The sequence below is a fragment of the Salinicoccus kekensis genome (assembly GCF_900220995.1).
GTDB classification, from domain to species: domain Bacteria; phylum Bacillota; class Bacilli; order Staphylococcales; family Salinicoccaceae; genus Lacicoccus; species Lacicoccus kekensis.
In genome coordinates, this window is sequence record NZ_OBQF01000007.1 from 33,552 (window position 1) to 47,289 (window position 13,738).

Here is a 13,738-nt window from a genome sequence, read left to right on the forward strand (position 1 = left end):
GTGAGCGATGGGCGGCTTCTATCGCTCAAACGGCTTTCCGAGTGAGCGATGGAGTTAATATAAACAGAAGATAAATTAAAAAATTGCCGGGACTTCATAAACTGAGTCCCGGCAATTTTATTTTTATTATTTTTAGCGGGCGCCGCCGCCTCCACCACCGCCGGCACCGGCACCTCCGCCCATGCCTGTCGCGCCTCCTCCGCCTGAAGCGGCGGCTGAGGAGTTGGAGGATTGGAATCCGCCCTGGCCGAGGCCTTTCGACCAGGATTCGGATGCCAGGTGCGGTCCGTAGTAGTAATACATCATGTTCGGGTAAATCTGACTGCTGTCATCCGGGGTGAGTTTCGTGAGATGTTTCTGTACATCATCGCCCTCCCCGACCAGCACGCTCCAGATCATATGGGATTTGTATAAATCGTCATCCTGATAAATCCGGGTGTAGTCTTCTTTCAGGTAGTTCTTATACTGTGCGAGCTGATCCATCAACGCTTCACCCTTCTCCGTCGGTGCATCGATCGGTGCGGTGACGCCCCACACTTTATCCTCTGTGAAAGTGAAGTAGCCGTTTGCTTCGAGCCAGCGTTTCGAGTAGTACTCGAGTTCGTCAGCAAGCTTGCCGACTTCCTTCGCATGCTTCTTCGACCATTTCCGGAGCTGCTTTTCATCGATACGACCGCCCTCATCTGCCGCGTCAATCAGCATGCGCCAAAGCAGCGCGTCATAACCGGTTTCAAGCTCCTCTTCCTCGAGGTGTACGACCGTCTCCTTGAATGTATAGGAGTACCGGTCCTTCCAGGAAGCATAATCATGGATGGTGATTTCCGGCTTGCCTTTCGACAGTTTCTCACCCTGCTTCCGGTCGATCTCGATTGTGAGTCGCCCTTCATCCATCCACTTCATCAGGTAGGCCTGGAAAATCTCTTCGAAGTAGCTCATCCCCTGGTGCATCAGTACATATGAGATGCCCGCATAATCATCGACAGACGGCGGCGTCCCGGTTTCGAGACCTTTATTCCGCCGTTTCATGGTGGCCCCTGAATCCACATGCCCGCCTTTTGCCTGCCTTCTGGAATACTGGGTGAAAAAGGTGACGACTGCGGCAATAATCGCGCCGATGCCGCCGACGATTGCAGCAATCCATCCGGCACCGAGGCTGCCGTCGTCATAGATCGAGCCGTCCTGTGCTGCGGCCGCCTCGTCTTCCAAAGTCCCGTCATCGGTGACGTCCGTATTGTAGGTGCCTTCCGGGAAATGCATGAGCAGCACGACATCATTGTCGCTGGTCAGTGTATCCCCGGCCGTCCAGCGGATTGCGTCGCCGACCGACACGATATCCCCCTCGAAGCCGAAGCCCCAGAATCGGATTTCCTCATCATCGAGCGGAACGTCGGAAGTCACTTCCATCACGAAATTTTCCGTCGGGATTTCAGTGAACGTATCGAAATTCCAATAAAGCGACTGGCCGTCCTCAAGGTTGCGCACGACGTTCTCCAAAGTGTAGTTCACGACATACGTCTGCTCGCCGTACTCGCCGATGCCCCATACAAGCTCCGTACCCTCATCCGTGTCGAGCACGCCGTAACGGCCCGCCTTATCTTCAAGATCCGCATCCGTGTTCCAGTCCGGCTCCTCGGTGAACCCCTCTACGGAGAAATCCGTGATCTCCACTTCATCCATGTCCGAATCGTTGAACACGATATAATTCTCGGTGCCCTCGGACATATCCGCCTGGCGCGTCTCCGTCACGGTCACAGACCCGTCCTCATTGATCACCACATCCATCTGCATGCTGGTGATTTCGTTGGCCTGCACATTTAAACTGAGCATCAGCACCGCTGCGACAGTGAGCATCATCCCCAAAATATGTTTCATCATTCTTCCCCTTTCAAGATGCCTCTCTTCAGTTTAAATTTTACCATGAAATGAAGGAATACAGTTCCCAAGCTATAAAAATAAATTAACAAAGTATATTTTCATGATAAATATTTTACTCACAATACATTCATGGCCTAGCAGCTTCCTTCCTCCAGGATGTTGTTAAACCATGATTTAAAATGATAGCAATTTAATTTATGTTAGTTTACATAAATTAAAAGAAGAGATATAATTATATAAAGATACCATGGGCGGTGGCATATGTCTCGAAAAGAAAAAATGCTAGAGAAACTTAAAAATAATCCCAAGAATATCAGCGAGCATGAATTTAAGTCTGCTTTGAAGATGTATGGTTTTATATTAAATTCCAAAAAAAAGGAAAAGGTGGTCACCAAGTTTACCGTCACACAAAGCTTCCAACTTCAATTATTCCACAACGCACAGTCAATTTTACAAAACCGATGCGCCTTCATATTATAAAAAATTTGATTCAGGATATTGAGGAAGTGATAAATGATGAAAGCAGTCGATGACTACATGGACCTCAACTATAAATTGAGTGTCATTCCAAAGAAAGATTTTGATGGTACAGAATACTTTGTTGCGATGTATGAGGAATTGAAAGGTTTGGAAGGCGTAGGCGATACCAAAATAGAGGCTATTGAAGACCTGGATATCGCAAAAGAAATCTGGTTTCAGACCATGTTGGAAAATGAAGATGAAATACCTATGCCAAGGAATTATGAAGAACAGAAGCCTGTAAAAATGACGTACAGAATACCTGTTTCTCTTAATGATGAAATTGAAGCTTATATGAAACGTGAGGGTATTTCAAAAAATCAAGCGATTAACCTTTTGGTTTCTAAGTCCCTTTACGAAGAACATTCTCTTCATGAAGAACAAACTATCAAATAATTTAAACCTCTGCAGCTGGACTGAGGTGAACCCAAAAAGTTGAACTCCAAAATTCAATTTTATGGGGACACCCCAGAATGCTGTAGAGGTTTTCTCTTTTAACTGGTTTCAGTTTGGATTCATATAGAAAGCTAGTCTGCCTTCTATCCCTCACCACTTCTCTTCTTCCAGCATGTCCTCGAATGATTCATACGACTTTGAGCTCCGTGCTTCTTCGATAAGGTTGTCAACAGCCGATGCAATCATTACTTTTCTCTCTGCAAACTTCTTCTTCAATTCTTCGCCATAGTACCCTTCTTCGATAAGATCGGATAATATTTCTTCAGAGAAATCATGATGCTTTGTGTTTTTTCCTTGTTCATGCATAAGGCTCATCTCCTTCTTATTTATATTAATTTTACACCAATCATTAGATTATTTGTCGGTTTTAGTCACCGATTTTTTAGCTATTCTAGTTAAGACGATATATTTTATTGATATTCGATAAATATTAATCTGTAATCAATATGAAATTTAAAGAAGTGAGGTGTTTTTTATGAGACAGGTTTCAACGTTATTTTTAAAAGTTGCGGTCATTGCGCTGCGTCTTCCAGTTCTTGCCTTATATATATTCGTCCTTCCCCAGTTTTTCTCGACCGCAACCACGCATGCTGGCCAGGGTGAAACGCTCGGGTTTATCTTCCTTGGTATCTTGATTGTGATGTATATTACGATCATACCGTTCTTTTTTGCGCTGTATCAGACTCTGAAATTGCTGGGGTTTATTGAAAAAGATCAGGCTTTCTCCCGTCTTTCGGTGACTGCACTCAAGAAAATCAAGAACAGCGCCAAAGTGATCAGTATTTTATATTTGGTGATTCTGCCGCTCGTCTATATCGTAGCCGAGTGGGATGACGCGCCGGGTCTGGTACTGGTGGGAATGGTGATGGTCGGAGCTCCGTTCGCCATTGCCGTTTTTGCTTCCGTGCTGCAGAGATTGCTGCAGAGCGCCATTGATATGAAAGAAGAAAATGAACTGACGATTTGAGGTGAGAACGATGGCGATTATCGTAAATATCGATGTCATGCTGGCAAAGCGGAAAATGAGTGTGACGGAATTGTCCGAGAAGGTCGGCATCACCATGGCCAACATATCCGTATTGAAGAATGGGAAAGCAAAAGCCATCAGATTTTCAACGCTGGATGGCATATGCAAGGCGTTGGACTGCCAGCCGGGAGATATTTTGGAGTATAGAGATGAAGAAGAATAAACTATAAAAAATCCCCCTCCAGGACTTGTGTCTTGGAGGGGGATTCAGTCTTGCTGTAAAATTTAGTTCCTATAACTTTACATCAATACGCCAACAACTTCCCGGGTTCTTCAAGTACCCGCTTCAACTCATTCATCGCTTCCTGGGCCATGACGCCGTCTATCACCCTGTGGTCATAACTGAGTGACAACGCCATCCTCGGCTGGATTTCAATTTCGTCGTCATCTGTTGCGATGACTTTTTTCTCGATTCTGCCTATTCCGAGTATCGAGGACTGTGGTGGATTGATGATGGGCGTGAAGAAGGAACCCTGCGCCGACCCTACATTCGAAATCGTTGAAGTGCCATCAGTCATATCTTCAAGAGTGATACTGCCGTTCCTTGCTTTTTTCGCAAGCTCCTGAACTTTCTTTGCCACTTTAAATAATGACTGTTGGTCTGTATCTTTAATCACCGGTACAAGCAGCCCCTGCTCTGTATCTGCCGCAAAACCGATATGATAATGTTTCTTTAATATGATTTCTTCGCTTTTCTCATCAAAAGACGCATTTAAACATGGATATTCCTTGAGTACATTCGTGAGTGCTTTAATGACGAATGACATATATGTCAGTTTTACGCCTTCTGCCTCGAAATCCTTTTTCAGCAGCTCCCTGAGCTCGACCATTTTACTCACATTGACTTCATCAAAATGGGTCACATGTGGAATGGAACTTTTTGAATGGACCATCGTGTCCGCCACTGCTTTTCTGATCCCGTTCAATGGCACACGTCTGACTGTTTCATCCGCTTCGGTTGAAGATTCCCTGACCGCTCTCCCTGCATCCTCTTTCACTTCTGGAACATCTTGTGAGGACTCTTTGTGCTCAGCGAATTTCCTGATATCCTCTTCCGTCACTTTTCCATCATCTCTGGAAGGTGTCACTTCTCTCCAATCTACATCGAGTTCCCTGGCAATCTTCTTGACCCTGGGTGTTGCTCTATTTTCAGTCGCAGGCCTGCTCTGCTGTTTGCTTGCCTCCTTTTCTTCGCCGCCGGTATCCGCTTCATTCGACTCGGTCTGCTGTCCGCCTTCATCCAGAACTGCGAGCACCTCTCCAACCTTGACCGTATCTCCGCGATTTTTATTAATTTTATTAATCGTTCCCGATTCCGGTGCATGCACTTCCGTCACGGCTTTTTCAGTTTGAACTTCAACGATTGTCTCGCCCTTTTCCACCGAATCTCCTTCTGAAACATGCCAGAAAGTGATCAGGCTTTCATCCAGTTTTTCAGATTGGCGGGGTAATGTAATTTCTAAAGTCACAATGATGTCCTCCTTGTTATTGATCCCTCAGCTCAAGCGCTGCCTTAACAATTTTATCCGCCGTCGGTATGATGAACTGCTCCATCGGTCTGCTGTAAGGAATCGGCACATCCGGCAAAGCGAGCCTTTTGACCGGTGCCTCCAAATCGAATAAACCTTCTTCTGCAACGATTGCTGCGATTTCTGCAGATACACCGAACGATTTGTAATCCTCATCTACGATCATTATCCGTCCGGTCTTTTTAAGAGAATTTAAAATCGTTTCCTTGTCCAGAGGGACAATCGAGCGGAGATCGATCAGTTCAGCATCCACACCCTGCTCTTCCAGCTCTTTGACGGCCTGCATGCCGTAGTGGGTGGTCATTTGCATACCGATGATTGTCATATCGCTGCCTTCTTTTACGATATTCGCTTTTCCTAAAGGTACTGTGTATGCCTCTTCCGGCACATGTCCCTGAGAAGTATCCAACTGCTCCATCCAGCCGAGACCCTGCAAAGTTTTATGGAACATGAAGACCACCGGATTATCATCCCGTATGGCAGAAATCATCATGCCTTTCAGATCATAAGGCGTCGTCGGTGCAACCACCTTCATCCCGGGCATGTGACCGAATGTCGCATAAAGCGTCTGGGAATGCTGCGCCGCATCGTTATAACCGCCGCCCACAGCAGTCATCAGCACCATCGGCACCTTCACATTTCCTCCGGACATATATGGGATCTTCGCCATCTGATTGTAAATCTGATCCATCGCCACGCCGAAGAAATCGACGAACATCAGCTCCGCAATCGGCCGCATGCCTTCAGTTGCTGCGCCCACTGCCGCCCCGATCAAAGCTGTTTCTGAAATCGGCGTATCCATGATGCGTTCCGGACCGAATTCTTCAAGCAACCCTTCCGTTGAGCCGAATATACCTCCGTATGCACCGATATCCTCCCCAAGTACAAATACTTCATCATTGTTTTCCATTTCCTGACGAATGCCTTCCGCCATCGCTTTGTTACCTGTCAATAAACGTTTTTTAACTTCCTGCATAATTAATGCCGCCCCTTTTTAGTGATTTTTAAACGAATACATCTTCCAAAGCTTCTGACTCATCAGGATACTCGCTGTCTCTTGCAAATTGATAAGCTGCATCCACTTCTTCACGCACTTTTCCCTCTATTTCTGCAAGCTCATTTTCACTGACCTCATATTCTTTGATGATCATATCACGGTAGATGTTGACCTGGTCTTTGGCTCTGAGTTCCTTCACTTCATCTTCCGGACGGTATTGTTCAGCATCCCCCTGGAAATGGCCGAGATAACGGTATGTCTCAATCTCGATGATGGAAGGTCCTTCCCCTCTGCGTCCACGTTCCACTGCCTGCTTGGAAACGCGGTACATTTCCATCAGGTCGTTCCCTTCCACATAATGACCTTCGATGCCGTATGCACCTGCCCTCAAATCATTTGATGGCACTGCGGTGGAGTTGTCCCTTGGTACGGAAATGCCGTACTTGTTATTTTCAACCACAACTATGACAGGCAAGTCCCAAAGTGCCGCGAGGTTTAAGGATTCATGGAACGACCCCTGGTTCGCAGCGCCCTCACCGATGTAAGCCACTGCTACAGAGTCCTTCCCTCTCTTCTTCGCTGCAAGTGCTGCTCCTACTGCATGCGGCATACCTGCACCGACGATACCGCTGCAAGAAAAATGGACCTCTGGATCAAACAAATGCATATGCCCGCCTTTCCCCTTGCTGAGGCCGGTCTTCTTACCAAAGATTTCTGCAGTCATACGCTTCAAATCCACATCCTTTGCGATGGCATGATGATGTGGACGATGCGGCGATGTGACAATATCGTCCTTCCTCAAATGCACACTGATGCCTACAGCAGCCGGTTCCTGTCCGGTGGATAAGTGCATTTCACCTGGCACCGTCCCCGCCCCGATGTTAAAGACAGGTTGCTTCCCTTCCATATAAACCTCTTCCAGCTTGTCCTCGTAATAGCGGATTTTGTACATGTGCTCATACATCCAGCGCAGCTCTTCATTGGAAATTGACATCATTACTCCCCCTTGTGATATTCAGTCGCTTAAAGCATTAAAGCCGGTTTATAAAAGCGCTTACAATTATACTTTATCAATGAAAGAATATTCAGACAAGAGGAATGTCTCGAATATAAGATATTACCGGATACACGTCTTTAAAATGGAAAGAACCCTGGAATTTAAGTTCCAGGGTTCAATCTAAATCATTTATTTCTCTGTTGGTTTTCTTCTCTTCACAAGGAAGCCAAGGCCGAGTGCTGCAAGGATTGTAGCGAATATAGTGGTGCTCTGTTCCGCCACTCCTGTGTTCGGCAGCATTTCAGATTCTGATTCCTTTTGCTTTTCAGGATCAGCCTGTTCTGCCGCTTCAACATGCTTGTCTGCCTCATCTGGTGAAACCGTCTCTTCTTCCGTGTCTGCAGACGGATGTTTCACTGTGCCTGTTTCTACAGCTGAAGATTCGCTTTCATGATCAGCTGAACTTTCGTCGGTGACAGTGACTTTATTTCCTGAAACCGGTCTTTCATCTTCGGTAACAGGTGCCACAGCAGTGTTGTCTTCGCCTTCAACGCCGTAGACGACCGCATACTGGCTGAAATCTGCGACTTCAAATACCGCATAGCCATCCTCGACCGTGAACTCGACCGCTTCAAGCGTCTCGCCGATATCGCCCAGGTAGTAGACGTTGGAAACGAAACCGTTCGCCGGCAGGTAGACAGTTACAGGGTTCTCAAGGCTATAAATCGAACCATCCTCATCAAGGATCTGGATGTCGTACAAATCATGATCCGCGTCAATCGCATCGGATGGATTGAGCACAGTCACCACTGCGTTTTTGCCTTCAAGCTCATCCGTTTCGCTGAAGATCCTCACGCCTGTCGCAGGATCTTCCAGGGTCGAATAAACTTCCTCGACTTCAGTGATGCCCTCTTCCGGTATCACTTCACCTTCATTGGATTCGACATCCGGTGTGTCTGGGTCTGGAGTTTCATCCTCTGCTTGTTCTTCTGATTCACCTTCTGTGTCCTCTTCAGGAAGTTCCGGTTCTTCAGATTCAGTTGGTTCTTCCGGGGTTTCTGACTGTTCAGGTTCGGTCAGTTCTTCTTCAGAGTCATCTTCTACAGGTTCGTCTTCATCAACTTCATCGGAACCTTGATCAGAGTCCTCTCCTTCTTGTTCAACTGAGTCATCCTCGGTATCTCCGGTTTCCTCATCAGAACTTTCATCTGCAGGTTCTTCGGAGTCCTCACCAGATTTGTCTTCTGCATCTTCCTCAGGCTCCTCGTTATCTGAACCATCTTCTTCAGGTTCATCTGCATCACCTTCGTCGGAATCTTGGTCAGAATCTTCGTCCTCTTGTTCATCTGAGTCATCCTCAGCATCTTCTTCACGTGCATCTTCATCAGATTCTGTCGGCTCGTCTTCTGGATCTTCCTCTGGCTCGTCCTCATCAGAACCGTCTTCTACTGGCTGCTCTTCGTCACCTTCAGTGTCTCCCATTTCTTCATCAGAATCTTCATCTGTGTCATCTTCTGGTTCAGTCGGTTCTTCAGGTTCCTCGGACTCATCCTCAAGTTCTTCGGAGTCCTCATCAGATTCGTCGTCTATGTCATCCTCAGGCTCTTCGTCATCGGAAGCATCTTCTACAGGTTCTTCTGTATCACCTTCGTCGGAATCTTGTTCGGAATCTTCGTCTTCTTGTTCATCTGAATCGTCTTCAGTATCATTCGAGTTTCCATCAGACTCATCCTCTGTATCTTCCTCAGGTTCTTCGTCATCTGAACCATCTTCTACTGGTTCACCTTCATCCGAATCTTGATCAGAGTCCTCGTCTTCTTGCTCATCTGAGTCATCCTCAGTATCTTCAGAGTCCTCACCAGATTCGTCATCGGTGTCTTCTACAGGTTCATCTTCGTCATCTTCGTCGGAACCTTGATCGGAGTCATCGTCTGCTTGTTCGTCTGAATCGTCCCCACTATCTTGATTATCTTCATCAGAACCGTCGTCTGTGTCATCTTCTTCCGGTTCTGTAGGCTCATCTGGTTCTGTCGGTTCTTCAGGTTCTTCCAGCTCCGGTACAAATTCTGAAATCACCAGGTCGCCTTCATGCATCCAACCGAGCGCAATGCCTTCTTCTGTCTGGAGCAAGTAGTAATCGTCATAGTTGTATGTTGCAAGTCTGTTGACATGGAAAGTCTGACCAACCAGGTTGCTTGCATTCGACGTTCTTACGTCAGTGACGCTTGCATAGAGACCTCTGTTGTTTTCATCAACCTGTGCCAAAACATTGGTGGTACCTTGTTCAATCGGCATGGCGATGCTTGGTGTGGTGCGATGATAGTACATATCGTCATAACGCTGGCCGATCAGCTCGATAACATCGTCATATTCGTAGCCGAAGCGGTCGAAGTAATCGTACGGGTCTGGCGAATTTGTTCCTCCTAAATGCTCAGATACAGCAACGTGTGACCACAGTGTACCTTCCCCTGTGTCTTCTGCGCTGACTACAGGAAGCTTATATTTATACAGCAGATTTGCGATGTAATCTGCATAGTTGTTGATGGAGCGTGCAAAATCATGTGCATTATGATGTCTCACTAGTTCCACATGCATATGCATCTCGTTCGATACTGGTCCCGCACCATATGCCAAGTAATCTGTATCTGCGACCTGGATGATATTATTCGCATCTACAAAAGCATGCACAAATGCATTTTCTTGATTCCGAGTCATATAACTAATTTCCTGATGTATAGTCGAACTGTCATTCCCCACATCATGGAGCACGACCCCTTCAGGCTTGCCTACTACACCATTTTCAGGACTCCAGCCATAGTTGGAATAGTAAGCATATGTCGGAAGTCCTTCAATATAATCATACTGAATCGGCGCGACTTCAAAGTTATTCGCAGCGATGTATGCATTGATATCATCAATCGCGTGGGAGAGTGACATCGTGCTCATCGTGCTTGCTGAAAAGACTTCTGTTGCTTCAGCTTCAATGCCATAATCTTCAGCAATCGCGGTAGTCAGCTCATTCATCGTCTCTTCGTCGACCTCGATGTCATCCGCATTCTCTTCTAAAAATGCTGAACGTTTCTCATCGGAAAGGCTTTCAAGTTCCTGCTGGACGGAGTCGGAATCGTATTCGTATGTAGACTCCTCAGGTTCTTCTTCAGCTGCTTGTTCATTTTCTACAGGAGCGTCTTCCTCGATAGTTGCTTTTTCAGGAGCGGCATCTTCTGAAACGACTTCTTCCTCGGCTTCATTCAACTCTTCAGCTTCTTCTGCCGGTTCAGAGACTTCCTGCTCTTCTTCACCTGTTTCAGAAACTATGTTTTCAACTGTTTGTTCAACTTCAGCCTCTTCTGTTGCTTCATCCTCTGCAGAAACTTCTTCAGAGACTTCTTCCTCTACGTCCTCTTCTGCAGCTTCCGCTTCAGATACAGGATCCTCTTCGGCGGTTTCCTCTTGAACTTCAGATGCTTCTGGTTCTTCAGTGACTGCTTCACTGTCTTCTGGTCCTTCAGCCTCTTCCTCAGAAGCTTCCGATTCTTCTACTTCAACTGCAGAATCTTCATCTTCTGTCTCTTCTACATTTTCAACTTCGGCTTCTTCCTCAACAGCTCTCTGATCTGCTACGCTTTCTTCAGAAGCTGCTTCTTCATTCTCTTCCGCTTCCTCAGTCACTACTTCATTGTTTGCAGATTCTTCCTGAGCGGCATCCTCTTCTTCTACTTCAGCTTCAGAACTCTCTTCGAGAGCCTCTTCCTGAACTTCAGGTGCTTCGTCTATTTCTTCATCATCCGCGGTCTCTTCTTCTGTGTCATCTTCAGTTTCCGCATCTTCTTCTGTATTTTCAACTTCTTCTATGTCTTCTTCGGATTCTTCTTCATCAGTGTCCTCATCGGACGTTTCTTCGTCGTCTTTCTCATCTGCCGGAGGTTCTGATTCGTCTTCTTCATCGATGAAATCCAGTTCTGTATCCGGTGTCTCATCCGTTGAGTATTCTTCCGTGTTCTGGGTTGAATATTGTTCATCCTGCTCGATTTCTTCTGCATTCACCACAATCGTAGATGCAAGGAGTCCCGTCGAAACGAGTGTCGGAACGATTAAACGATTTTTGTATTTCATAGTTGATCTCCATTAAAAATTTATCCAATTTCATTGTAGTAGTTTTAAATAAAAAATTGTTGGAATTTACAAAATTTAATCTGATTGTAATATTTAATGGATTTCCACATGTTTAATCTGTTTTATAATATACATATGATTAATAACGCCACGTTTTAAAGGAGGTTTTCCGGTGAGTACTAGAGGCATATTGAATCTAAGTCTCATACTGTTGCTGATTGCAGCTGTGGGTCTCTTCATCATGTACTTCTACGTCCCTGTGTTCCAGACGGCAGGCTACTTGGTCTCAATATCTTTAGGTGTTGTCGTAATACTAATTATGCTGATATTGAACAATTGGAAAAGAAGTTGAATAATTTAACAATAAAAAAAGATGCTGCATATTGACTTTAATATGCAACATCCTTTTTACTTTTTGATGATTTCCTCGCCAATCTCCTGTATGACTTCATCGACCGGACGCTTCGAAAATTTCAGGCCGAGCATGACATGGTCGACTCCCATCTCCTCCAGTTCCTGAAGGTAACTTTTCAAATGGTTGATGCCGGTCTTGAAACCGAGGTGGACCTGCTGGGGTTTATAATCCGGGTCCTCATGGAGGTCGAGAGACAGCGACTGGATGAACGGCTTATGGATTTCACTCCCCTGCCGCCACCTGCCGATGAATATATCCTGCATATCACGAGCCCTCGGATAGGTCATCCACCCGTCGCCGTGTTCTGCGATCCATTCATGCGTCTGCCCGCTGCTGCCGGTGACGAAGACCGGTATATTCCGGAGTGTGGGTTTAGGCAGCATATCCCCGGTCCAGATGTTCACGTGTTCCGTTGAAATCCTCGGCTCATCCTCATTCCACAGCTGCTTGATGACGTGGAACGTCTCCCTGAAAATTTCCGCCCGCCTGGATTTATCCACCCTGTATGCATCGAATTCGAGCGGCCTGTCACCCGTGGCGAGCCCGAGCAGCAGCCGCGAGTCTGAAATCCTGTCGAGGGATGCAGCAGACTTCGCAATGTCGATCGGATGCCTAAACGTCGTGATGATGCTCCCCATGCCGAGCGCGATTTCCTCCGTATGTGCCGCAATATAGCTCTGGAATATCCAAGGGTCATACATCTGCCCGGCATCGCCGAAATTGACCGTATCATTCAGCGGGATGTCACGCGCCCAAAGAGCTGCGAAACCCATCTTTTCAGCAAGCTTTGCCCGCTCGACCTGCACCGCCATATCCATCTTCGGCACACTCTTCCTGTAACCTTCGAGCGGAAACGAAAGGCCGAGCGTCATCTTCCCATCCCCGAGCACTTTATTGAACCCAGGATGTTTTTCCAACTTATGCATACAAGACCTCCTTAGGAAAATAAAAACCGGTGGCTTTGGAAATCCCCACCGGATGTATGTTTAATGTCCTTCCTTCGCCGCGACCATGGATGTGATTTTTTCATCGTTGAATATCTTCCAGGCGTTCTCCTGCATTGCCTCGGCCTGCACTTCGCCGAATTCGCTCCTTACAACATCGAGTGCTGCGGGCATGCGGAACGGACGGTTCTCCGCGTGATGGGCATCGCTCGCCACCACGTGGATCAGGTTGTCCTCGATCATCTTGAGGCCGGTCTTTTGGAGTTCCGGACCGAAGTCACCGGTGATGGAACCTGCAGTCACCTGGGTGATGACGCCCTTTTGTACGAGCGTATGCAGTATCGCCGGATCCTTTGCGATCGGCCTGCAGCGCTCCGGATGCGCGATGATGGGCGTGTAGCCGTTGTCGATAAGCTCATCCAACACCGCTTCATAATACGGCGGCAGTGCATCGAACGGCAGCTCGATCAATATATAATCCGTGTCGTTCAAAGTCGTGCTGAGTCCGTCACGCAGCTCCTCCATGATATGTTCATTGATGCGGATTTCCTGTCCGTGATGGACATTGACGCTCAAGCCTTCCGCTTCAATGATGCCGTGAAGCGTTTCAATTTTAGAAAATACTTTGCCCTTCGGGGTGTAATGGAAGCCTGCGTGATGGTGCGGGGTGATCATGACGTCCGTGATCCCCTGCCCCTCCGCCTGCCTGAGCAGGTCACGTGCTTCCGTCTTTGAAGTTGGGCCGTCATCAGTGTTGATCAACAGATGGTTATGAATATCGATCATTAAATTCAGCTCCAATTTATTTTTTCATTCCCCTCAATGCTACCATGAAAGGTGAAATATTTCTTACGCCACCGCTC

11 protein-coding genes are annotated in these 13,738 nt (G+C 46.8%); 3 read left to right on the forward strand and 8 right to left on the reverse strand.

Features of this window, described 5'->3' with window-relative positions; translation table 11 throughout:
• Positions 1-132: 132 nt before the first annotated feature.
• Positions 133-1,872, reverse strand: a complete 1,740-nt coding sequence (locus CRN96_RS12155) for a DUF2207 domain-containing protein (protein WP_179647220.1) — start codon at positions 1,870-1,872, stop codon at positions 133-135.
• Between the two features lie 519 nt (positions 1,873-2,391).
• Here CRN96_RS12155 and CRN96_RS12165 point away from each other — a divergent pair.
• Positions 2,392-2,790, forward strand: a complete 399-nt coding sequence (locus tag CRN96_RS12165) for a type II toxin-antitoxin system HicB family antitoxin (protein WP_143544320.1) — start codon at positions 2,392-2,394, stop codon at positions 2,788-2,790.
• A gap of 150 nt (positions 2,791-2,940) precedes the next feature.
• Here the strand turns inward: CRN96_RS12165 and CRN96_RS12170 are convergent, their stop codons facing one another.
• A complete protein-coding gene (locus CRN96_RS12170) occupies positions 2,941-3,156 on the reverse strand; it encodes a hypothetical protein (protein ID WP_097042587.1) in 216 nt (71 codons plus the stop codon).
• 169 nt (positions 3,157-3,325) lie between these two features.
• Here CRN96_RS12170 and CRN96_RS12175 point away from each other — a divergent pair, with 169 nt between their 5' ends.
• Positions 3,326-3,817, forward strand: coding sequence for a DUF2975 domain-containing protein (locus CRN96_RS12175; protein WP_097042589.1), 492 nt, complete (start codon positions 3,326-3,328; stop codon positions 3,815-3,817).
• A gap of 10 nt (positions 3,818-3,827) precedes the next feature.
• Positions 3,828-4,040, forward strand: a complete 213-nt coding sequence (locus CRN96_RS12180; protein ID WP_097042591.1) for a helix-turn-helix domain-containing protein — start codon at positions 3,828-3,830, stop codon at positions 4,038-4,040.
• A gap of 82 nt (positions 4,041-4,122) precedes the next feature.
• On the opposite strand, the gene CRN96_RS12185 is transcribed toward CRN96_RS12180, so the two are convergent.
• From CRN96_RS12185 to CRN96_RS12215, 6 genes are all read right to left on the reverse strand, one after another.
• Positions 4,123-5,346, reverse strand: coding sequence for a dihydrolipoamide acetyltransferase family protein (locus tag CRN96_RS12185; protein ID WP_097042593.1), 1,224 nt, complete (start codon positions 5,344-5,346; stop codon positions 4,123-4,125).
• A 16-nt stretch (positions 5,347-5,362) separates the two neighbouring features.
• Positions 5,363-6,382, reverse strand: coding sequence for an alpha-ketoacid dehydrogenase subunit beta (locus tag CRN96_RS12190; RefSeq protein WP_097042596.1), 1,020 nt, complete (start codon positions 6,380-6,382; stop codon positions 5,363-5,365).
• A gap of 28 nt (positions 6,383-6,410) precedes the next feature.
• Positions 6,411-7,397 (reverse strand): thiamine pyrophosphate-dependent dehydrogenase E1 component subunit alpha, encoded by a 987-nt coding sequence (locus CRN96_RS12195; protein ID WP_097042598.1) that lies wholly within the window; start codon positions 7,395-7,397, stop codon positions 6,411-6,413.
• A 192-nt stretch (positions 7,398-7,589) separates the two neighbouring features.
• Positions 7,590-11,516, reverse strand: a complete 3,927-nt coding sequence (locus CRN96_RS12200) for an LPXTG cell wall anchor domain-containing protein (RefSeq protein ID WP_097042600.1) — start codon at positions 11,514-11,516, stop codon at positions 7,590-7,592.
• A gap of 408 nt (positions 11,517-11,924) precedes the next feature.
• Positions 11,925-12,857: an LLM class oxidoreductase gene (locus CRN96_RS12210; RefSeq protein WP_097042605.1), complete on the reverse strand. Its 933-nt coding sequence runs from the start codon at positions 12,855-12,857 to the stop codon at positions 11,925-11,927.
• Between the two features lie 60 nt (positions 12,858-12,917).
• The gene (locus CRN96_RS12215; RefSeq protein WP_097042607.1) at positions 12,918-13,661 is read right to left on the reverse strand and encodes a tyrosine-protein phosphatase; all 744 of its coding nucleotides are present in this window, start codon (positions 13,659-13,661) and stop codon (positions 12,918-12,920) included.
• Between the last annotated feature and the right edge of the window lie 77 nt (positions 13,662-13,738).